Source organism: Exiguobacterium sp. s63 (genome assembly GCF_018617335.1).
Classification (GTDB): domain Bacteria; phylum Bacillota; class Bacilli; order Exiguobacteriales; family Exiguobacteriaceae; genus Exiguobacterium.
On sequence record NZ_JACSKB010000001.1, the window covers coordinates 307,248 to 329,138 of the forward strand.

Genomic DNA, 21,891 nt, shown 5'->3' on the forward strand with positions numbered 1-21,891 from the left:
GTTACGTCAAAGGAGGATACACATATGTTTAAAAAGATTTTATCATCAATCGGAATCGGTGCCGCAAAAGTCGACACACGCTTAAATGAAAGTCACTGCACGCCCGGCGGTGAACTACATGGGGTCGTTCATGTGGAGGGAGGTTCGGTCGAACAGTCCGTCGACAGCATCTACCTTTTCTTCAACACGTTGTATAAACATGAGGTGAACGATAAATCGACATACTCGACGTTCACGATCGAAAAAATTTTATTGAATGAGGCACCGTTTATGATCGGTCCCGGAGAAGTGAAAGAGATCCCGTTCACAGTCAACGTCCCGTTCAATACGCCACTCTCTGTGAGTCAATCGAAATCATGGATTGAGACGGGACTTGATATCGCCCAAGCCGTCGACCCGAAAGATGAGGATGCGATCACCGTGCAACCGAACGTAGCCCAACAAGTCATATTAGATGCGATGGACGAGCTCGGCTTCCGTTTGAAGAAAGCCGACACGGAGATGCTCCCGGCACGACATCGTTCAGGACGTCTCCCGATTGCACAAGAACTTGAATATTCAGCGAACGGTTCACGATTCGGTCGCCAATTGGACGAGGTAGAAGTCGTCATCTTACAAGAAGAGGGTTCGATTGAACTTCTCATTCAAGTCGACCGCAGTGTCCACGACCTCGGTAGCCTTTTCGCCGACTTGACGGGCTCTGACGAATCGACGCATCGTGTACGCTATGAATCCGCGCGTTTATCAGTAGCTGAAGTCCGTCGCGACATCGAAGGGATGATTGAACAATCAATCTAAAAAATTGGCTGACACGTCATTTTTATGAATGGCGTGTTTTTCTGAGGTATTGAATTTCAATATCCATTATTTTACAATAAACATATGGAATCAACTCTTCTCTGGAGGTGACTACATCTTGCTTGCTTTAATCATGATCGGGAGTTTCGGTCTTGCAACGCTTGCCTCACCCATTCTAGAGACTAGTCTTTCTGACTCACTCGCTTTCTTCACGCTTGGTGGGCTCGAAGTGCTGATTGGTTTACTTGCCATGTGTCTCATGCGCAATCCGTCGACAAACGACTTATCCTTTATGAAGTTCATGCCCTATCTCGTACTATTGATTCATTTCCCTGCCTCACTCCTTTTGCTTTGGATTTCTTCGGTCAGACATGATGGGGTCTCTGCATTTTCATTAAACTATATCTTCATATACTGGATGTTCATGCTCCTGTTCGTCGTGATCAGCAGATTGACGTACCGTATCCATCAACGACGATTTCAGAAGGCGCTTGATTAGAAAGGATGATTCAACGTTGGATTTACTTCAGTTACTCCAAGACCGAGCAATCCCGCTTACACTATTCGCGACGCTCGGCCTATTCAGTCTCGTGTTTTCGTTCGCACTGTACAAATCCAAACAACGACTCTCCAAAGGACTCGTCACAATAGGCATGTCCTTGTCGTTCCTTCTCTTACTGATCTCGGTCGCAAGCTTCGTCTTCACGGTATTCCTTGGCTATAACTCATAAAAAATGGAGGCACTCGATCGAGAGCGCCTCCATTTTTTAATCAATATACGGTGTATGTGTTCGGATCGATCGACTCGAGCGACTGTTTGATCGCTTGTAAGAACTGACCTGCGACGAGACCGTCGAGGACACGGTGGTCGACCGACATACAAAGGTTGACCATATCGCGTGCCGCAAACATTCCGTTCATCCATACCGGACGCTTCACGATCGACTCGACTGATAGGATTGCCGCTTGTGGGTAGTTCAAAATCGGTGCCGATTGGATCGAACCAAATGCACCTGTGTTGTTGATGGTGAACGTCCCACCACGCATCTCTTCTGCCTTCAAACGGTTCTCACGCGCACGTGACGCCACGTCTTGAAGGGCCACGGCGAGACCTTTAATGTTCTTCTCATCCGCTTGGCGAATGACCGGTACGTAAAGGGCGTCGTTTGCCGCGACGGCTACCGAGAGATGGATGTCTTGGTGAACTTTGATGTGATCTCCTGCCCACTCCGAGTTCATCATCGGATACTTCTTCAATGCCTCGATGGTCGCTTTCATAAAGAATGGCATGAACGTCAATTTGACGCCTTCTCGCTTCATGAACTCATCTTTTAACTTCGCACGTGCCTCGACGAGGTTCGTCACATCGACTTCAATCATGAGCCATGCGTGTGGCGCCTCATGCTTCGAGCGGACCATATTGTTCGCAATCGCTTGACGTACCCCGGCTGTCGGAATCGATTCATAACGTCCAGAAGACGTCGATGATGATGCGACCGGTTGTGACGGTTCAACGACAGGACGTGGCGCTTCAGTCGGAACGTCCATCTTTGTTTGTACCATCGTCTCTTGGACAGGTGCTTGTGTCGCTTTCTCAGGAGTCGATGCCGGACGTCCTTCTGATAAGTAACGAAGAATATCTTTCCGCGTGATCCGACCGCCTAGACCGCTTCCGCTCAGTTCATTCAAATCGATATCATTCTCGTTGGCGAGTCGGATGACAGCAGGTGAGTATCGACCGTTTCCACTCTGTTTTTTCGGAGTAGTGGCGACCGCTTGCTTAGAGACGGGTTCTGCAGGTTTCGTTTCTGCAATCGGTTCGGTCTTCGTCTCAACTGCAACTTCCTCCGCACTTTCAACTTCCATCGTCAATACCGGTGTCCCGACGCTGACCGTCTCCCCTTCTGGAATGAGGAATTCTTTCACGATTCCTGCACTAGTCGCCGGAATCTCGGCCGTCACTTTATCCGTCATGACTTCCGCGAGTGGTTCATACTCTTCTACACGGTCGCCCAGTTTGACGAGATAGGTCGTGATTGTTCCTTCTGTCACACTCTCCCCGAGTTGGGGCATAGTAATCGTTTGTTCCATGGAGATGCCTCCTTAAAACGCCGCGAGCTGACGCGCCCGCTCGGCAATTTTTTCTGGGGATACGATAAAGAATTTTTCCATCGGTGGCGCATACGGCATAGCCGGCACATCAGGACCCGCTAAGCGTTCAATCGGCGCATCGAGTTCGAAGAGCGCCTTCTCTGCGATAATCGCCGCCACTTCTCCGATGATGCTTCCTTCTTTGTTGTCCTCCGTCACGAGTAACACTTTACCCGTCTTCTTGACTGACTCGATGATTGCTTCTTGGTCGAGCGGGTACACGGTACGAAGATCGAGGATGTGAGTGCTGATCCCTTCTTCTTCGAGCGTTTTTGCTGCTTCTTGTGCCATATGCACGCAAAGACCGTACGTGATGATCGTGATATCGTCACCTTCCCGTTTAACCGCAGCCTTACCGATTTCAACCGTATATTCGTCCGTCGGCAAGTCTGCCTTCAAAAGACGATAGGCGCGCTTATGTTCGAAGAAGAGGACCGGATCGTTCGAACGGATTGCTGCTTTCAACAATCCCTTCGCATCGACTGGGTCTGATGGAATGACGACTTTAAGACCTGGCGTCGAACTGAACATCGCCTCGACCGATTGCGAGTGGTAGAGTGCCCCGTGAATACCCCCACCGAAAGGAGCCCGGATGACCATCGGACACGTCCAATCATTGTTTGAACGGTATCGAATTTTAGCCGCTTCCGATACGATTTGGTTCACTGCTGGCATGATAAAGTCTGCGAATTGCATTTCGGCGATCGGTCGCATGCCGTACATGGCAGCTCCGACCCCGACTCCGGCAATCGCACTCTCAGCGAGCGGTGCGTCGATGACACGGTCCTCTCCGTACTTTTCAATCAATCCTTGTGTTGCACGGAATACACCACCACGTACGCCGACGTCTTCCCCAACGACGAAGACGTTTTCGTCGCGCTCCATTTCCTCATGAATCGCTTCATTGATCGCTTCGATAAACGTTTTCATCATTTTTCCTCCTCATAGACGTAATCCAGTGCAGATTCAGGTGATGCGTACGGTGCTTTGTCCGCATATGTCGTCGCTTCATTCACTTCAGCATCGATTTGAGCATCGATTTCGGCAAGTGTATCCGCCGTTGCGATTCCATCGTTCACAAGTCGTTGACGGAACAATTGAATGCCATCCCGCTCTTTTAATCCTGCCAATTCTTCAGCTGAACGGTATGCTTTGTCATCATCATCTGATGAGTGTGGCACGAGACGTTCAACTTCTGCTTCGATGAGCGTCGGTCCTTCTCCACGAAGTGCACGTTCACGCGCTTCTTTCACAGCTGCATAGACTGCAATCGGGTCTGTCCCGTCAACTGTCACACCTGGCATACCGTAGCCTTTCGCACGGTCTGACACGCGCTCGCATGCCAACTGTTTTGTAAGTGGTACCGAAATCGCATACTTGTTGTTCTCACAGAACAAGATGACCGGTAACTTATGGACACCTGCAAAGTTTGCCCCTTCGTGGAAGTCACCTTGGTTCGAAGAGCCTTCTCCGAACGAGACGAACGTGACGAGTTCTTCTTTCTTCATCTTCGCCGCAAGTGCGATCCCGACCGCATGAGGGACTTGTGTCGTAACCGGAGATGAACCTGTCACGATGCGATGTTCTTTCGAGCCGAAATGACCAGGCATCTGACGACCGCCAGAGTTTGGATCTTCCGCTTTCGCGAATGCAGACAACATCAAGTCTCTTGATGTTTGACCAAAGTGAAGGACAACCGCCACGTCACGATAGTAAGGGAGGACATAATCGATCCCTTTCTCGAGTGCGAACGCCGCACCGACCTGTGCAGCTTCTTGTCCTTGACATGAGACGACGAACGGGATTTTCCCGGCGCGGTTCAACTTCCACATCCGTTCATCGATTTTACGGGCACGAATCATCGTTTCGTACATCGCTACTAAATCTTGTTTCGTTAAACCAAGCTCTTCATATGAGTTTACAGTCATCTGTTCCATCCTTGTTCCTCCTTAGGCGTGAATCGGTAATCCATCAACGGCCAGTGCCGCTTCTTGGAAGGCTTCGCTTAAAGCAGGGTGTGGGTGCACGAGTTGTCCCATTTCCCAAGCCGTCGCGTTCAAGACGAGCGCAAGTCCACCTTCTGTGATGAGTTCAGTCGCTTTCGGTCCGACGATATGAACACCGAGAAGGTCATCTGTTTCTTTGTCCGAAACGAGTTTCACGAATCCGTCGGCTTGTCCTTCAATTCGCGCTTTCCCGAGTCCGTTAAATCGATACGTTCCCGTCTTCACATCATGTCCGGCATCTTTTGCCGCTTCTTCCGTCAAGCCGACCGAAGCGACTTCAGGGACGCTGTATACACAACGCGGGATGAGCGCGTAATCAAGTGGTGTTGGTTCAAGTCCAAGAATCGTTTCGACCGCTTTCACACCTTCTGCAGATGCAACGTGAGCAAGTTGTAACTTCCCGATGCAGTCACCGATTGCGAAGATATGACGTTCTTTCGTGCGATACTGACTATCGACTTGAATGATTCCGTTCTCTACGACGATTGACGTGTTTTGAAGTCCTAAGTCTTCCGTATTGGCAACTCGGCCAACCGAGACGAGGACACAGTCAACTTGTAACATTTCTTCCCCGACAGCAAGCTCCACTGCATTTTCGTGAATCAATGTTCGTTCAGCGTCGACCGTCACGCTCTTCTTCACACGCACACCACGCTTTTTCAATAAACGCTCTACTTCACGGGAGACCGCCTTGTCCTCAAGTGGAAGCAATCGATCTCCTACTTCGATCAACGTCACGTTCACATCTAAATCGACGAGCATCGATGCCCATTCCACTCCGATGACACCGCCACCGACAATCGCAATCGATTCAGGAAGTGTTTCAAAATTGAGAAGGTCGTCTGAGTTCAAGATTCGTTCGTGATCAAACGGCAATCCAGGAAGTTCACGTGGAATCGAACCCGTGGCGATAATCAATTGATTCGGCAAAATCAGTTCTGACTCACCGCTTTCATCTTCGACGGATACGGTCCCTGGTTGTGGTGAAAAGATACTTGGTCCAAGGATTGAGGCTTTTCCACGAAACACTTCAATCTTTCCTTGTTTCATCAAATGCTCGATTCCTTTTTCAAGACCAGCCACAAGATCACGTTTATACGTCTGAGCCCGTTCCATATTGAACGTCACATCTCCCGTTTCTACACCATACGTGGCTCCCTGTTTCGCAGTTTGATAGACATGGGCAGCCTTTAAAAGAGCTTTCGTAGGGATGCATCCTCTATGTAAGCAGGTGCCGCCTAATTTTCTCGACTCGACGATTGCGACAGATTTACCAGCCTGTGCCGCCTTGATTGCAGCCACGTATCCTCCTGGTCCTCCACCGATGACGACAACATCAAATTCTCGTGCCATGTGTATCCCCCTCATAAACTCGTGCGGTCTCTTCCTTCTCGATGACCCGAAGCGCACCTTCTGCCAAGGCTTTCAATTCATCTTCACCCGGATAAACATAGACCGGCGCAAGGAATGAGACACGCTCTTTAATTTTTTCAGTCAGCCAGTCAGAATAGGCGATCCCGCCCGTTAGCAAGATGGCATCCACTCGACCTAAGAGCGTCGCACCGTGTTTTGAAATCTCTTGAGCGACACGGTAAGCCATCGTCTCATAAAGGAGTCTCGACTCTTCGTCTCCCGACTCCATCCGTTGCTCAATCTCAATGGCATCGAATGTACCGAGGTGTGCGAACAATCCACCTTGACCGACAATTTTCTTTTTCATTTCCGATTCTTTATACCTGGTACTATAACATAGTTCTACTACCTGTCCAACAGGAATTGAACCTGCTCGTTCTGGGGCAAGCGGTCCATCACCGTCAAGTCCGTTGTTCACATCGATGACGCGTCCATGCTGATGAGCACCGACCGTAATTCCACCACCTAAATGAGCAACAATCAAATTCAGCTCATTGTAATCGCTTCCATTTTCAGTTGCAAAACGTTTGGCGACGGCCTTTTGGTTGAGGGCATGGAAAATACTGCGACGATTGATTTCAGGAATGCCGGTTTTTCGAGCCAACTCATCCATCTCATCGACCACGACCGGGTCGACAATGAAACTCGGGATTCCCTCTTGCTCGCCTATTTTGGATGCGATCAATCCACCAAGGTTAGACGCATGCATACCGAATCTTCCGCTCGTCAAATCTTCACGCATGAGATCGTTGACGGTATACGTTCCTGATGTCATCGGTGCAAGCAAGCCACCACGACCGACGATCGCGGTCAAATCATTGACCGCGATGTCCGTCTCTTCTAACAAGGCGCGTACTTCTTGCTCACGATGAGGCAACTGCTCTGGAAGTGTGAGACCTGTCACGTCGATCGCATGTCGGACCGTACGTGTCATCACTTCTTCCTTCCCATCAAACAATCCAACTTTCGTCGAGGTCGACCCTGGGTTGATTGCAAGAATTAGCCGTTTTGTCATCTTAACGTCTCCCTAGAATGCTTTTTTCAACTTTAAGGAACTGACTGCGTGAACGCGACATCATGTGAATCCGCTCTTCCGCCATCTTATCGGCAGCAACGTGTGTCGGTACACCATCGCGTTCTGCGATTTCAAAGACGCGCATCATGTTGTCGTAGATGAGTTCGACTTTCTTCATTGCCCGCTCACGGTTGTAGCCTTCAAGTTCGTCTGCGACGTTGATGACTCCACCGGCATTGATGACAAAGTCTGGTGCGTATAGGATTCCATTTTCGTCGAGCAAGTCTCCGTGACGGTCTTCTGCCAATTGGTTATTCGCAGCACCCGCAACGATTTGTGCTTTCAATTGTGGGATCGTTTTGTCATTGATGACGGCACCAAGAGCACATGGCGCGAAAATGTCACATTCGACCGCGTAAATCTCATCTGGCTTGACGACCGTCGCCCCAAAGTCTGCTTCTGCACGTTTGAGCGCTTCTTCGTTAATATCTGTCACAATCAAATGTGCCCCTTCTTCGTGGAGATGGCGGCATAAGTTATAGGCTACGTTTCCGACACCCTGTACGGCAACCGTCTTCCCTGCGAGTGAATCTGTTCCGAATTTCCATTTCGCAGCGGCTTTCATCCCGCGGTAGACGCCATATGCTGTTACTGGTGATGGGTTACCACTTGAACCGAATGCAGGACTTACGCCCGTGACGTAATCCGTTTCCATGTGAATGAAGTCCATGTCGGCAACTGTTGTATTCACATCTTCAGCCGTGATGTAACGACCACTGAGCGATTGAACGTATCGTCCGAACGCACGGAAGAGTGCCTCTGACTTATCCGTTTTCGCGTTTCCGATGATGACAGCTTTCCCGCCTCCAAGATTGAGACCCGCTGCCGCGTTTTTATATGTCATCCCTTTTGCGAGACGCAATACATCCGTGAGTGCCTCTTCTTCAGATTCATAGTTCCACATACGGAGACCGCCGAGAGCTGGTCCGAGTGTTGTATCATGAATTGCAATAATCGCTTTTAAGCCAGACGCTTGGTCTTGGCAAAATACGATTTGTTCGTAGTCCTCAGATTGTAAGACATCAAAAATACGGAAGCGTGGCTCTGTGTTTGTTTCCATCATGATTAATTCCTCCTGTTAAGTAAGATTAGTTTTTGGCATGCAACAAAGCGAACGCTAGAGAATACAGCTTCGCCTCGGCAGTATCGGCACGACTTGTCAATACAACAGGGGCAGATGCGCCGACGACAATCGCCGCTACGCTCGCCTCTGCGAAATACATGATTGATTTATAAAGGACGTTGCCGACCTCTATGTAAGGTACGACTAATAAATCGGCTTGACCGGCAACTTCGCTGTTGATGCCCTTTTGTTTTGCAGCGACCATGTCGACTGCATTATCAAGCGCGAGCGGTCCGTCCACGACACAACCTTTGATTTGTCCTCGCCGGTTCATCTGACTGAGTAACGCGGCATCGAGTGTCGCGTTCATTTGCGGATTGACGACTTCCACCGCTCCGATGGCGGCTACTTTCGGTGATGCGTAACCAATGTCATGCATCGCTTCCACTGCGTTGTGAATGATTTCGACTTTCTCTTCTAGCGTTGGCGCGATATGGATCGCCGCATCCGTCACCCCGATCAATTTTTCTCGATTCGGGATTTGGAATAACGCGATATGGCTGAGCGTTCGTTTCGTACGAAGTCCAGCTTCTCGGTTGAGGACGGCCTTCATAAATGTCGAAGTCGACACCATCCCCTTCATGAGCACGTCCGCCTCTTTGTTTTTTACAGCGAGTGCGGCACGTCGGGCAATCTCAGCGTCACCTTTTGCATGTAAAATATCAATGGCTGACTCATCGATTCCATGCTGTTCACACAATCTTCGGATTTCTCGGGATTCACCAAATAAAATAAAGCGTGATAATCCATGATCCGTAGCGAGTTTAACGGCGCGAATGACTTCTTCGTCCGCTGCCCCCGCGATCGATACGGTACAGCCTTCTAGCTGTTTCGCATTCGTCAGCATCCGTTCAAAATTCATCATTGTCCCCCCTTGCACTCTACACTATAACATAAGCAAGTTTCTTTCCTAAATTGTAAGCGCTTTATAACGTTAATAACCATGTAATTATTTTCTTTGTATGCATAAAATTTCATGCACATTATTGCGTGGTCCCTATTTTATTGTACAGTGTTCGAATCGAAATCTTTAAGCGTCGGGCTGCTTCAGACTTGTTCCCATCCGCTTCTTCAATCGTTCGTTCGATTAAATCACGTTCGTACTTCGCAACCGCCTCATGAAATGTACCGGACTCGACAACTTTTTGGCTCGTCGAACGATTCGATAACTGTAAGTGGTGAGGTGCAATCCACTGTTCGGAACTCGCCATATAGATCATCGCCCGTCCAATCACATTCTCAAGTTCTCGTACGTTCCCTTTCCAATGTTGGCTCTTCAGTAAAGACAAGGCATCTTCATCAACACCGCGCACACTGCGCCCATATTCTTGATTCAGTTTACGGATGATGCGTTCACATAATGCTTCAAGTTCGTTTAATCGCTCTCGAAGAGGCGGAATATGAATCGGCATGCGATTAATGCGGTAATATAAATCTTCTCGGAACGTACCGTCCGCCACTTTTTGTTCAAGGTCAGCATTTGTCGCGGCAATGATGCGGACATCGATTGGGATTGCCGTCGTACCACCGACGCGAACGATTTCATTTTCTTGCAAGACACGCAACAGCTTTACTTGGACATCTAGAGGTAACTCCCCAATCTCGTCAAGAAAGAGTGAACCACCGTCCGCCTCTTCGAAATAACCGGTCTTTCCACCACGCTTGGCTCCACTAAAGGCACCGTCTTCATATCCGAACAGTTCACTTTCAAGAAGGGTCGGTGAGATGGCCGCACAGTTCACGCGAATGAATTTTTTAAATTTACGAGGAGACTCCCCGTGAATGGCGTGTGCGAACAGTTCTTTTCCTGTTCCCGATTCTCCACGAATCAATACCGTCACCGGGGTCACAGCGGCAAGTTTTGCTTGCTCGATGACAAATCGCATCGCATCACTCGTCGCAATGATATCGGCAAACTGGTATTTGGCCTCTAAATTTCGAATGCGCGTTCGCGCCTCTTGTAGTTCATCGCGAAGGGCACGAATCTGTGACACGTCACGGATGACCCCAACCGAACCTCGTAACTTTCCTTCCACGATGATCGGTTCCGCGTTCACAAGAATATCCCGTCGTGTCGCCCCAATTTGCATCCGGATATCCCGAACCCCCTGGCCAGTAGATAATACTTTCAAATGGACACTCTCCTGCATCCCAATATCTGCTGTTGCCGGTTTGTCGACGACGTCCTCTTTTTTGAACCCTGTCAATCGTGTATAGGATGGATTGATCAAAATGGTGTTTCCATGATGGTCCGCCACTGAAATCGCTTCGCTCGTGCATTCGATAATCGCTTCAAGCATCTGTTGGTTCTGTTTCAATCGCTCGACGACGATACGGATGAATTCCCCTGGTAAGACGACCGCATCCTTGAAATGATCTTTTAACTGTTCGAACGTCTGATGCTGCCCGGTCGTTTCGATGACAAAATCTAATGTTGCGTCAGCATACTGTTTCCAATCGTCCGTCACAGATATGCCATAACTTTTAGCAAGGGCGATTCCTTCGGCAGATGCGTCAGAATCTACGACCGCAACAATCGTCGCGAGCGGTGAATCCATCAGCATATGAAGGACCTCGGTTCCCCCTTTTCCTGCCCCCACAATCATCAATCGTTTATTCATACGTATTCCCCCATCATCTTTCTTCTCTATTTCATGCTACTGAATCCTAACCTGATGCGCAAGCCGCCCAAAAATAGACCGTGTGGAACGGAGTGATTTCTGTTAAAATAATGTATGGTAAAGGAGGAGATTGCATGCGTTTCATTGCGCTTCTAATCTTAATCGTCCCTGGATTATTAGGTGTATACGGAATCAAATTGCTACGCGACAGCTTCTTTTTGAAGACGAGCGCACCGTTTACATGGATTGATTCACTCGCTGCCGCCTCCATGTTGCAGGGGACGTTTGGACTTCTGCTCGCCATGGGCGGGATCGGATTTGTAGCCGGTTATATTTTCAACCGCGACAAAAAAACAGGAAAAGTTCAACGATTCGACTCATAAGCACACAAAAAAAGGTTCCCTAACTTGACTTCATTTCAAGTGCGGAACCTTTTATTCGTATTGAATTGTGATCACTACGGATGATCTCCTTTCCAACTACATCACTTACTTTGACATGATATCCAATGTCTTCTTAATGAAGAAGTATGAAAGAACTTTAGTAACTGCCGTCTTGCGTGAACGGAACAAATCCATCCGAGTTACTAACTGTTTAATTATCGGATCATGTCCAACCATCCATCGTGAAGTCGAACGCTTGCCATAAACTGTTCAACGGTTGACAACACTCCTTTTGGTTAACTGAACGATTTGTTTTTACTATATCAACCCCTAGCTTCGAGCTGATGATAGAATCGTCTCGCGAATGAGCGACTGTCGCGACCTCACGTCGGGACATAAACGACTTGAGGTGTCGTTCCCACCTCTGAGCTATGATCGGATAGCGAACCGAGATGATTTTATTCTTCAAACACTGCTCCGGAACACGTTTGAAAAGCGTTCATCTGACGCTTGTCCAAGTAACTTGGTACACCTTTATTATAACAAAAGCCAGCCTTTTTGCAAGCGCTTTCTTTCTTAAAGTGAATAAATCTTTTACTGATTGATTCACAAAAAGGACTAAGTCGTTTTTGACTCAGTCCTCAGGAAATGATTTAACTACTTTTAAATGAAAGATAGGTAACAAAGTATGAGATGAATTCCGAGTTTTTCGGACTCCGCTCCCGTTCCGGTCGCCCCTCAAACATCTCATGATCGCGCATACCGTTATCCCACGCCGTCTTGATTGCATGACGCATCGCACGTTCCACACGTGACGAGGTCGTCTCATGCTCCTTCGCCACCATCGGATACAATTCTTTCGTGATCAAACCGAGCAAGTCTTGGCGCTCTCGCACGTAAATGACCGCTTGACGAATATACTTGAACCCTTTAATTCGCGGAGAGATTCCAAGTTGTTGAAGCAGCAGTGAGATTTCAATTTCTTCAGGTGTCATCCCATCGAATTCTCGATTTGTTCCTTCTGACAACTCACGGATTTTTGTTAATAGCTGTTGGATGTTGAACGGTTTGACGAGGAAGTAAGAGGCACCAAGTTGTACGGCCTGTTTTGTCACTTCATCTTTTCCGAACGCACTCAACATGATCACTTCCGGTTTCTCATCGCCTAATTCTTCATTCAGGCGTTGTAATACTCCGATCCCATCCAAATGCGGCATGATTATATCGAGTAAGAGTACATCCGGTTGGTGTGTCTTGACGACATCCAAGCACGCTTCCCCATCGTGCGCGGTACCCACGACACGAAGATCAGGCTCAGATTCTAGTTGTCGGCTCAACAAATCGACGATTTCTCGATTGTCGTCCGCAATACATAATGTAATCACTTATGACACTCCTTTGATGAACTTCTGTTTTACTTGCTGTGACATCTCGAGTAACTCTTCCACGTGTTGCTTCGTCAAATCTGTCATTTGTGCACCAGCAATCATGCGACCTAGTTCGTCAATCCGACTCTCGTGGTCGAGAGACGTGACATTTGTTTTGGTTCGCTCATTCGTTTCAGTTTTTGTTATATAGAGATGTTGATCTGCCATCGCCGCGACTTGTGCCAAGTGCGTGATACAAAGCACTTGAGAGCCGACAGATAGTCGAAATATCTTTTCTCCCATCGCTTGTGCGACACGTCCAGAGACACCTGTATCGACCTCATCAAAAATAATCGAGGCCACGCCGACCGTTCTTGAGAAAATAGACTTGAGCGCAAGCATGACACGAGAAAGTTCACCGCCCGAAGCCACTTTCGCCAGCGGTTTGAACGGTTCTCCAACGTTCGTCATCATATAAAACTCTACGTCATCCATTCCGTCTTGTTTGAGAGAGGTTGGATTGAAACGGACCTCGAACGCCGTCTTCTCCATGTATAACTCTTTCAACTCTCGATGAATCGCTTGCTGCAGAGATTCCGCTGCCGACTTACGTGCTGCAGACAATCTCCCTCCAGCCTCTTTCGCGACTTGTTCTAAACGCACGAGGTCATCAGAGAGCGTTTGTAAATGTTCTTCACGATTCGTCATCGATTTCAGTTCATTGGACACTTGTTCCCCGTATGCGATGACCTCCTCGATGGTCGTTCCATACTTCCGTTTCAACTGCTGGAACAAAGCCAATCGTGACTCGATCTCGTCCAATCGAATCGGATCGAATTCGAGAGAATCCAACTGGTCACGAAGTTGAAACTTTGCGTCCTCCAACAAATAATATGCGTTGGAAATCGTCTCCGATACGGCATTCAATGACGAAGAGAGCTGTGACGCCTCTTCCATCTCACGCATGGCCATCCCGATTTTATCGAGTCCGTTTGATTCTTCGGCAACCGCTTCATACGAGAGACGGATATGCTGGTGAATGCGCTCGAAGTTGGCCAATTCATCACGCTCTTCCGTCAATGCCTGTTCTTCACCAGCCTTTAGTTCAGCGGCTTCGATTTCTTTCGTTTGAAACGACAAGAGATCCATTCGCTGTGCGAGCTCTTGCTCACTTTGACTGAGCCGCTTCAATTCATCGGCGACTTGTTTCCAGGCCGTATATGCCGTGCGGTATTCCTCTACTAATGGACCGACCTCTTTCTCAGCGAAATGATCCAGTATTCCTGAGTGAAATTCGGGATCCATTAAATGTTGGTGTTCATGTTGACCATGAATATCGACGAGTAGTCGTCCGAACTCACGCAACGTCGACAGCGGCATCATCTTCCCGTTCACTCGGCAGACACTTTTTCCGCTACTATGTAGGTCGCGGCGTAAGATGACGGTCCCATCCTCGACATCAATACCGTATTGTTCGGCAGCTTCGATGACAGGATGATCGGGATCAATCATGAACAACCCTTCGATTTCAGCCTTGTCTTGACCATATCGCACGAATTCACTTGAGCCACGCCCTCCAACAAGCAACCCAATCGCATCCAACAAAATCGATTTACCGGCACCTGTCTCACCTGTGAGAACTGTCATACCCCGATTAAACGGAATGTTCAATTCGTCGATAATCGCAAACTGTTTGATTGATAGTTCTGCTAACATACGTACGTTCACCTCATAACATTCCGAGTAGTCGATCGATGATTTGCTTCGCTTTCTCTTCATCGCGTGCAATCATTAAAATCGTATCGTCTCCACAAACCGTTCCGATCAACTCATCCCATGATAAATGATCGATCAAAACGCCAATTGCATCAGCATTTCCCGGGAGCACTTTCATGACGACCAAATTTTGAGCAGAATCGACCGAGACGAAGCTGTCACTAAGGATTCGCTTCATTTTCCCATATGGATTAAAGCGTTGGTCCGCAGGCAAGCTATATTTATACCGTCCATCGTTCAATGGTACTTTGACCAGATGTAACTCTTTAATATCCCGAGATACGGTTGCCTGTGTGACTGGATATCCTGAGCGACGAAGCTCATCCACCAACTCATCTTGTGTCTCGATTTCTCGATTCGTCACGATGTCTCGAATTTTAATCAATCGCTGTCCTTTGTTCATAAGCGCTGACACCTCATTTTTCGTTTCACATACACATTATCATTCTAAAGTATTGTCGAAAAAAGGTCTAGCATTCCAGGTGGTATTTCCACCATTCCCCATCTCAGAGAAAAGTAAAAAAAAGCTACAGACGACGAGGTCTGTAGCAACATCTTATCCCTTCAGTTTGGCATGGGCCGCATTTACGACCTCTTCGACTTGCAGTGATGGCGCAACGCCACCTACTCCCGTATATCGAGCGAAGAGAAGAAACTCGATGTTCCCGTCTCCGCCAGTGATTGGTGAGTAGTCTAATCCTTCGACGAAGAAGCCTTCCGATGCGAAGTAACGGACCATATCGCTCGCCACTCGTTCATGGACGTTACGGTCCCGGACAATGCCCTTCTTCCCAACATCGGCTTTACCGGCCTCAAATTGAGGTTTGACAAGTGCCATGACGACACCGTCTTGCTTCAAGATTTGTTTCAGTGGTGGCACCATCAGCCGAAGCGAGATAAACGAGACATCAATCGTCGCGAAATCTGGTTTGATCGGGAACTGATCGGCCGTCGCATGGCGGAAATTCATCCGTTCCATGACGACGACACGATCATCGCTCCGTAGTTTCCAGGCGAGTTGATTGTATCCGACATCGACCGCATACATTTGAGTCGCACCGTTTTGAAGCGCACAATCCGTGAACCCACCTGTCGATGAACCGATATCGATTCCGACACGACCGTTGACGTCGAGCGGGAACACGTCGAGCGCTTTCTCGAGTTTCAAACCGCCGCGTCCAACATAAGGAAGAACTTGTCCTTTGACTTCTAGCGGGATATCATCAAATACTTTATCGCCCGCTTTGTCCAAGCGTTCTGTCCCACTGTAGACGAGACCGGCCATGACAGACCGCTTCGCCTTTTCTCGTGTTTCAGCAAGTCCGCGTTCGACGAGCAATACATCTAATCTAGTTTTCGTTCTTTTTTCCATAATCCCTCACACATTCTGTCGATTTGTCTCCATGACGAACCGTTCAATCGATTCCGCCATTTGGGCTGGTCGAAGTCCAATCTCTTCTAAGAGCTGGTTGACACCGCCATGCTCGATATATCGATCAGGAATACCGAGACGTTGAACACGCGGGTACGCACCGGTTTCGTTCGCATGTTCGAGCACGCTACTACCAAAGCCACCAGCGAGAGCGGCCTCTTCTAATGTAACGAGCGGGATTCCCTCTGCATACAGTGACGCCAGCATCGTATCGTCGAGCGGTTTGATGGTACGACAGTTGATCACGCGCACGCTGAGCTTTCCTTCTAATAGTGCACGGACTTCGAGAGCGTCTTGCACTTGAGGACCGAACGTCAAGATGGCAACATCTGTCCCTTCTGCTTCGACTTCCCAATCATCGAGTGAAATTTCTTGAAGTGTCTCACTCATCGGTACACCGATCCCTTCACCGCGCGGGAAGCGAATCGCAATCGGTCCATCATCATAACGAAGCGCAGAATAAACGAGTTGTTGCAACTCTTCTTCATCTTTCGCCATCAGGATTCGAATGTTTGGTACGTGACGCATGAAGGCGATATCGAACACCCCTTGATGCGTTTCTCCATCTGCTCCGACAAGACCAGAGCGGTCAATCGTGAACACGACGTTCAGGTTTTGACGACAAATGTCATGGACAAGTTGATCGTATGCCCGTTGGAAGAACGTTGAATAGATTGAGACGACCGGTTTCAACCCTTGTGTTGCCTGTCCTCCGGCGAGCGTGACCGCATGTTGTTCAGCGATACCGACATCAAACATACGTTCCGGGAATTTCTTCGTAAAGCAATCGAGCTTCGAACCGACACTCATCGCCGGTGTGATGAGCGTCACCCGTTCGTCCGACTCGGCCACTTTCGTGATCGTCTCCGCGACAACTTTCGAATAGCTTGGTCCTTTCGGCTTCCCTTTGATGACTTCACCAGATTCAATCTTATAAGGTCCAAGGCCGTGCCATGTTCCGACACCGTCCAATTCTGCCGGACGATAACCTTTCCCTTTTTTCGTGATGACATGAACGAGAACCGGACCGTCGATTTTCTTCGCGTACTCAAGCGTTTCGAGCAAGTCTTTCAAATCGTGTCCGTCTGTCGGTCCAAAGTAAGTGAAGCCAAGCTCCTCAAAGAACGTTCCTGGAATGAGGGCAGACTTCAACAGATCTTTCACTCGTTCCCCGCTACGCTCAAGCGAGCTCCCAACGAGTGGGATATGTTTGATAAGCGATTCCATTTCTTCACGCGCATGTTTCAGCTTACGTGATGCACGAATACGGCCGAGCATGTTGTGCATGGCTCCAACGTTCGGTGCAATCGACATCTCATTGTCATTTAGAATGACGATGACGTTCTGCTTTTCAGCACCGATGTGATTTAATGCTTCGAGTGCCATTCCCCCAGTCAACGCACCATCTCCGATGATGGCAATGGCTCGATCGTCCGAACGACCTTTCAACTCATTCGCGATTGCAATCCCCATCGCGGCAGAGAGTGATGTCGAACTATGACCTGTTTCCCACACGTCATGCTCACTTTCGCAACGTTTTGGGAAACCACATAACCCATTGTATTGTCGGAGAGTATCAAACTGGCTCGTACGTCCTGTTAAAATTTTATGAACGTATGCCTGATGACCGACGTCCCATACGAGTTGGTCTTTCGGACTGTCAAATACACGGTGTAAGGCAAGCGTCAACTCCACTACTCCTAAGTTTGGCGCCAAGTGCCCTCCCGTTACTGCCAATTTTTCAATCAAGAATCGTCTAATGTCTGAACCGAGTGCTTCGAGTTCCGATACAGACATCCGTTTCAGGAACGACGGGTCTTGAATGGATGTCAAGTCCATAATGACCATCCTTTCTCCTCACATTTTACTGATTCGTACCTTTCATTTTACAAGAATGTGACGGCAGATGCCACACATTCCCCTAAAACAAAGGTGACACGATGTGCTCATCGTGTCACCGGGGTTCAATGATTTCGCTTCACTACAAATGACAACATCTCAAGAAGTAACGGCGCTGGAACGGAAAGCGATTCAATGGCATCTTGTGCCGCTCCCACTTCTTCGTTCAGAGCGCGCTTCGCTCCATCCAAGCCGAGTAGTTTCGGATATGTTGTCTTGTCATTCTGTTCGTCCGAGCCGACGCGCTTTCCAATGGCTTGCTCATCTCCGATGATGTCTAGAATATCGTCTTGAATCTGAAAAGCGATTCCAAGATGACGTCCGAACTGTTTGAGGCGCGCCCGATCTTCTCGAGAGGCACCGGCCAAAATCGCACCGGCTTCAAGTGCATAGACAAGTAGCGCACCCGTCTTACGCTCATGGATCGATTGGAGCTCTTGGAGCGTGACGTCAGACCGTTTTTCAGCCAACATATCATCTAACTGTCCACCGACCATCCCTGAACTGCCTGCCGCCAAACCGAAAATGCGAATGATTTCGACGATGTCGGTTGCTGGAATCGGCATTTCAGTAAGAATACGAAACGCATCTGTCAATAGGGCATCCCCTGCCAAGATTGCGGTCGCTTCATCGAACTGCCGATGGTTCGTCGGACGGCCACGACGAAGATCGTCATCATCCATCGCAGGCAAGTCATCATGTATGAGCGAGTATGTATGAACCATCTCGAGTGCGGATGCGACTTCCCGCCCGCGCACGACCGGAACGCCGTACGTTTCAAGAACGGCATAAACGAGGGCAGGACGAATGCGTTTCCCGCCAGCCTCTAGCGAGTACGACATTGCATCCCGAAGACGTTTCGGCATCTCACTTGATTCGATGAGTTCCTGCATCGTCACTTCGACAGTTCGCTTCCATTTGTTCAAGTCATCGGTACGGTTCATGCGGACCCTCCTTTTTCACGAAGGGTACCGTCAAGTTCTAAAATTTCATCCATTTTCTTTTCTGCGGCAGAGAGTTTTGTCTGGCACATTTCAGACAAACGGACACCTTCCTCATAAAGAGTCATCGCTTCCTCTAATGGAACATCACCGCTCTCAAGCTGCGCAACGATTTGTTCGAGGCGCTCAAGCGCCGCTTCAAATGTCTGTTCTTTTTCCGTCACCGACAATCCTCTCCTTCACCTCGGCGACCGCATGACCATCTCGAAAACGGATTGAAATGTCACCGTCGCGTAATTGTTTCACATTTTGTACATAGACACCATCTTGTTCAATGAATGTATAGCCACGTGATAAGACAGCTAGTGGACTAACCGCGTGCAATCGCCCTACTTGGTGGGCGAACTGTTGTTTTGAATGCTCCAATGGCTTTGTTCGATGAAGTCGATCGACTGTTTGATCAATCTTCTCCCCATGCTGCGACAACGTCTTTAAGAATCGTTTTACATCGAGCTGTTGCGACAACTGACGAAGCTGATGCGTCGCTTCGTTCAGATGACGCTTCATCCCTTGCTCAAGGCGGACTTCCGATTGGGCAAATCGTTCCCGTTTCTGAGAAATTGTATACCGTGGCGATTTCAATCCGTAACTATTGATCATCCGTTCGACACGGGTGCGAGAATCTTCCAGTTGGTTTTTGATGGTTTTGTGCAGATGGATGTCCAAACGCTCAATATCTTTTCGTTGCGCCTCGATCATCGCTGTGGCAAGTTCCGCCGCAGCTGTCGGAGTCGCTGCCCGAACATCAGCGACAAAGTCGGACAGCGTAAAATCCGTTTCGTGACCGACAGCTGAAATGATAGGAATGGTGGAAGCATAGATTGCTTCCACCACGACATCTTCATTAAATGCCCACAGTTCTTCAATAGAACCTCCCCCACGACCGACAATGAGTACGTCACAATCGGTGCGTTCGTTCATCCAGCGAATGGCAGACGCGACTTGTGGGGCCGCCATCTCGCCTTGTACAGCAACAGGGGCGAACGTAATGGCAACATGCGGAGCACGACGACGAAGTGTGGTCGCGATATCGTGCAGTGCAGCACCCTTAGGAGACGTCACGATCCCGATTCGTTCTGGAAACTTAGGGAGCGGATGTTTTCGATTCTCGTCGAACCAACCCATCTCCTCGAGTTCTCGTTTTCTCGCCTCATATCGTTCAAACAGCAGACCGATGCCGTCTTGGCGCATCAATTCGACGTATAGTTGCACATCACCTGTCGCCTCATACATCGTCACCTTCGAGACGGCGATGACCTTCATCCCATCTTTCGGTTCGAACTGAAGCTGCTTGGCATCGCGAGAAAACATGACGGCTTTCATGCGAGAGGCGTCATCTTTCAACGTGAAATAACAATGTCCAGATGAATAGCGTTTGAAGTTTGAGATTTCACCGATGACTGCGACTTGCCGAAGCAATATATCATCATCGAGTTGTCGCTTCACATATCGGACAACTTCAGATACCGGAAGTGGGTTAGCCACGTGATGCCACCTCGACTGTATTATGCATGAGCATCGTGATGGTCATCGGGCCGACCCCACCCGGCACAGGCGTGATGGCACTCGCCTTCTCTTTAACGGCTTCATAATCTACGTCACCCACAAGGCGACCTTCGACTCGGTTGACGCCGACATCGATGACGAGCGCACCGGGTTTAACCATATCCGCCGTGACGAGACGTGCACGCCCAACTGCGACAATTAAGATGTCAGCTTGTCGTGTCATTTCTCCAAGGTCACTCGTTTTCGAGTGGCAATATGTGATCGTTGCTGATTCATTCAAAAACAACATGCCTACCGGTTTTCCAACAATTTGACTGCGACCGACGACGACAACGTGCTTTCCGGCAATCTCAGTTTGTGTTTTTGCAAGGTGCAAGATGCCGTGAGGCGTGCATGGAAGTAAGGTATCTAAACCGAGCATCATCTTTCCGACGTTCTCGGGATGGAATCCATCTACGTCCTTTTCAGGAGAGATGCGCATGATGACTCGTGATTCGTCGATGTGTTTCGGTAACGGGAGTTGCACGAGAATCCCGTGAACTTCCTCATCCGCATTCATCATGTCAATCAAGTCGAGCAATTCCTTCTCGCTAATCGTTTCATCAAAACGGAGGACTTGTGAATCGATTCCGATTTCTTCTGCCGCCCGTTCCTTCCCTCGTACATAGCTATGACTTGCTGGGTCATCCCCAATCAACACTACTTTTAATTTCGGTACGATGCCATGTGCGCGAAGATCCGCCACACGCTCTTTTAACGTTTCTCGATACGATGCTGCCACTTGTTTCCCGTCGATCACTACTGCCATCTCTCTCATCCCCCGTTGTCTTTAGGTTTTTCTGTAGTTGGTCTGGTGTCTTATCTCTATTTTTTTAGTCTTCTTTAATGATATTTCCGAGTACGCCATTGACAAGTTTACCGGCCTCTTCGTCTCCGAACGATTTCGCGAGTTCGACCGCCTCATTAATAGTGACGTTCTCTGGAATTGTTTCCACATATAATAATTCGAACGTTGCCATTCGAAGAATCGTACGTTCAACGTTTCCGAGGCGATCCAAGCGCCAGTTTTTCAAGTTCTCGACGAGCAACGCATCGATATCCTCGATATGCTCTAGCGTTCCTGTGACGAGCTGTTCGTAAAACGGATCAGACTCTTCACCGTCCAATGCGAACTCGATTGCTTCGTCTACCTCTAGTTTTGATACTTCGATTTGAAAAAGCGTTTGAATCGCTTTCTCTCGTGCTTCATGACGTTTCATTCAGTTACTCTCCTTTTACATGCTTTCATTGTGATAGTTTAGCATAAAGCACTCATAAATTCAGTACAAAAAACCAGGAAA

Annotated in this window: 22 protein-coding genes; 4 read left to right on the forward strand and 18 right to left on the reverse strand. The window is 48.6% G+C overall.

The window, feature by feature from the left end; all coding sequences use genetic code 11:
- Positions 1-24: 24 nt before the first annotated feature.
- The 3 genes from KNO90_RS01630 (at position 25) to KNO90_RS01640 (ending at position 1,529) form a co-directional block, all read left to right on the forward strand.
- The gene (locus KNO90_RS01630) at positions 25-798 is read left to right on the forward strand and encodes a sporulation protein (RefSeq protein WP_215112871.1); all 774 of its coding nucleotides are present in this window, start codon (positions 25-27) and stop codon (positions 796-798) included.
- A gap of 118 nt (positions 799-916) precedes the next feature.
- Positions 917-1,297: a hypothetical protein gene (locus KNO90_RS01635; protein ID WP_215112872.1), complete on the forward strand. Its 381-nt coding sequence runs from the start codon at positions 917-919 to the stop codon at positions 1,295-1,297.
- A 16-nt stretch (positions 1,298-1,313) separates the two neighbouring features.
- Complete coding sequence (locus KNO90_RS01640; protein WP_215112873.1) at positions 1,314-1,529, forward strand: hypothetical protein; 216 nt, start codon at positions 1,314-1,316, stop codon at positions 1,527-1,529.
- Between the two features lie 40 nt (positions 1,530-1,569).
- Here KNO90_RS01640 and KNO90_RS01645 read toward each other — a convergent pair whose 3' ends face one another.
- From KNO90_RS01645 to KNO90_RS01680, 8 genes are all read right to left on the reverse strand, one after another.
- Complete coding sequence (locus KNO90_RS01645) at positions 1,570-2,889, reverse strand: dihydrolipoamide acetyltransferase family protein (protein ID WP_251127301.1); 1,320 nt, start codon at positions 2,887-2,889, stop codon at positions 1,570-1,572.
- A gap of 12 nt (positions 2,890-2,901) precedes the next feature.
- Positions 2,902-3,879 (reverse strand): alpha-ketoacid dehydrogenase subunit beta, encoded by a 978-nt coding sequence (locus tag KNO90_RS01650; protein WP_012726557.1) that lies wholly within the window; start codon positions 3,877-3,879, stop codon positions 2,902-2,904.
- Positions 3,879-4,886: a thiamine pyrophosphate-dependent dehydrogenase E1 component subunit alpha gene (locus KNO90_RS01655; RefSeq protein ID WP_483299183.1), complete on the reverse strand. Its 1,008-nt coding sequence runs from the start codon at positions 4,884-4,886 to the stop codon at positions 3,879-3,881. The genes KNO90_RS01650 and KNO90_RS01655 overlap by 1 nt, the downstream gene beginning before the upstream one ends.
- Positions 4,887-4,898: 12 nt before the next feature.
- Positions 4,899-6,308 (reverse strand): dihydrolipoyl dehydrogenase, encoded by a 1,410-nt coding sequence (gene lpdA / locus KNO90_RS01660; RefSeq protein WP_215112874.1) that lies wholly within the window; start codon positions 6,306-6,308, stop codon positions 4,899-4,901.
- Positions 6,292-7,383 (reverse strand): butyrate kinase, encoded by a 1,092-nt coding sequence (buk, locus tag KNO90_RS01665; RefSeq protein ID WP_215112875.1) that lies wholly within the window; start codon positions 7,381-7,383, stop codon positions 6,292-6,294. The genes lpdA and buk overlap by 17 nt, the downstream gene beginning before the upstream one ends.
- A gap of 1 nt (position 7,384) precedes the next feature.
- Positions 7,385-8,506, reverse strand: a complete 1,122-nt coding sequence (locus KNO90_RS01670) for a Glu/Leu/Phe/Val family dehydrogenase (protein WP_215112876.1) — start codon at positions 8,504-8,506, stop codon at positions 7,385-7,387.
- 25 nt (positions 8,507-8,531) lie between these two features.
- Complete coding sequence (gene yqiS, locus KNO90_RS01675) at positions 8,532-9,428, reverse strand: phosphate butyryltransferase (RefSeq protein ID WP_214741077.1); 897 nt, start codon at positions 9,426-9,428, stop codon at positions 8,532-8,534.
- 121 nt (positions 9,429-9,549) lie between these two features.
- Positions 9,550-11,187: a sigma 54-interacting transcriptional regulator gene (locus KNO90_RS01680; RefSeq protein ID WP_215112877.1), complete on the reverse strand. Its 1,638-nt coding sequence runs from the start codon at positions 11,185-11,187 to the stop codon at positions 9,550-9,552.
- 134 nt (positions 11,188-11,321) lie between these two features.
- Here KNO90_RS01680 and KNO90_RS01685 point away from each other — a divergent pair, with 134 nt between their 5' ends.
- Positions 11,322-11,570, forward strand: a complete 249-nt coding sequence (locus KNO90_RS01685; RefSeq protein WP_214741081.1) for a DUF2627 domain-containing protein — start codon at positions 11,322-11,324, stop codon at positions 11,568-11,570.
- Positions 11,571-12,223: 653 nt separating this feature from the next.
- Here the strand turns inward: KNO90_RS01685 and spo0A are convergent.
- The 10 genes from spo0A to nusB all read right to left on the reverse strand — a co-directional run bounded on the left by spo0A (position 12,224) and on the right by nusB (position 21,810).
- Positions 12,224-12,955, reverse strand: a complete 732-nt coding sequence (gene spo0A, locus KNO90_RS01690; RefSeq protein ID WP_214741083.1) for a sporulation transcription factor Spo0A — start codon at positions 12,953-12,955, stop codon at positions 12,224-12,226.
- The gene (gene recN, locus KNO90_RS01695; RefSeq protein WP_215112878.1) at positions 12,956-14,653 is read right to left on the reverse strand and encodes a DNA repair protein RecN; all 1,698 of its coding nucleotides are present in this window, start codon (positions 14,651-14,653) and stop codon (positions 12,956-12,958) included.
- Positions 14,654-14,666: 13 nt separating this feature from the next.
- Complete coding sequence (ahrC, locus tag KNO90_RS01700; RefSeq protein ID WP_012726567.1) at positions 14,667-15,116, reverse strand: transcriptional regulator AhrC/ArgR; 450 nt, start codon at positions 15,114-15,116, stop codon at positions 14,667-14,669.
- A gap of 153 nt (positions 15,117-15,269) precedes the next feature.
- Positions 15,270-16,085: a TlyA family RNA methyltransferase gene (locus tag KNO90_RS01705; RefSeq protein WP_214741087.1), complete on the reverse strand. Its 816-nt coding sequence runs from the start codon at positions 16,083-16,085 to the stop codon at positions 15,270-15,272.
- Between the two features lie 6 nt (positions 16,086-16,091).
- Positions 16,092-17,984 carry a 1-deoxy-D-xylulose-5-phosphate synthase gene (gene dxs / locus KNO90_RS01710; protein ID WP_215112879.1) on the reverse strand — a complete coding sequence of 631 codons (1,893 nt, stop codon included), beginning with the start codon at positions 17,982-17,984 and terminating at the stop codon, positions 16,092-16,094.
- A 125-nt stretch (positions 17,985-18,109) separates the two neighbouring features.
- Positions 18,110-18,988 carry a polyprenyl synthetase family protein gene (locus KNO90_RS01715; RefSeq protein WP_215112880.1) on the reverse strand — a complete coding sequence of 293 codons (879 nt, stop codon included), beginning with the start codon at positions 18,986-18,988 and terminating at the stop codon, positions 18,110-18,112.
- Entirely contained in the window at positions 18,985-19,209 is a 225-nt protein-coding gene (gene xseB / locus KNO90_RS01720) for an exodeoxyribonuclease VII small subunit (RefSeq protein ID WP_215112881.1), read from the reverse strand. The genes KNO90_RS01715 and xseB overlap by 4 nt, the downstream gene beginning before the upstream one ends.
- The gene (gene xseA / locus KNO90_RS01725; RefSeq protein ID WP_214741091.1) at positions 19,184-20,530 is read right to left on the reverse strand and encodes an exodeoxyribonuclease VII large subunit; all 1,347 of its coding nucleotides are present in this window, start codon (positions 20,528-20,530) and stop codon (positions 19,184-19,186) included. The genes xseB and xseA overlap by 26 nt, the downstream gene beginning before the upstream one ends.
- On the reverse strand, positions 20,523-21,359 hold the full coding sequence (gene folD, locus KNO90_RS01730; RefSeq protein WP_215112882.1) for a bifunctional methylenetetrahydrofolate dehydrogenase/methenyltetrahydrofolate cyclohydrolase FolD: 837 nt from the start codon (positions 21,357-21,359) through the stop codon (positions 20,523-20,525). Before folD ends, xseA begins: the two co-directional genes overlap by 8 nt.
- Before the next feature lie 64 nt (positions 21,360-21,423).
- A complete protein-coding gene (gene nusB / locus KNO90_RS01735; RefSeq protein ID WP_012726574.1) occupies positions 21,424-21,810 on the reverse strand; it encodes a transcription antitermination factor NusB in 387 nt (128 codons plus the stop codon).
- Between the last annotated feature and the right edge of the window lie 81 nt (positions 21,811-21,891).